The following is a 376-nucleotide window of genomic DNA, read 5'->3' as shown; positions in this document are numbered from 1 at the left end:
TCGCGAAATGGCGCGAAGGAGGGGTGGACACGCGGCTCATCGTCCAGGAGCTTGTCCCGGGCGACGACACGACCCAGTGGGTCGTCAACGGATACGTGGACGCCCGGGGGACGGTCACGGCGTGCGGCTCCGGCAGGGTCATCCTCGGCCTCCACCAGCCCGAGTACCTTGGCAACGCCGGAATCATACTGACCGAGCACAATCCTGAGCTGATCGAACAGGCGAAGTCCATCGTCACGCGGACAGGGCTGCGCGGGTTCTTTTCGATGGACGTGAAGGTCGATCCGCGCGACGGCGCAGCCCGCTGGCTCGATCTCAACCCGCGCATCGGCCGCGGCCACTACTACCTCAAGGCCGCCGGCGTCGACCTCGCCAA

1 pseudogene is annotated in these 376 nt (G+C 66.8%); it reads left to right on the top strand.

Features of this window, described 5'->3' with window-relative positions:
• Positions 1-23: 23 nt before the first annotated feature.
• A pseudogene (locus tag ACO48X_RS10425) lies at positions 24-376 on the top strand (ATP-grasp domain-containing protein); the annotation flags it as partial.

Source organism: Peptidiphaga sp. (genome assembly GCF_057238965.1).
The sequence above is the reverse complement of the archived record's forward strand: the minus strand, read 5'-3'. Positions and strand labels throughout refer to the sequence as shown.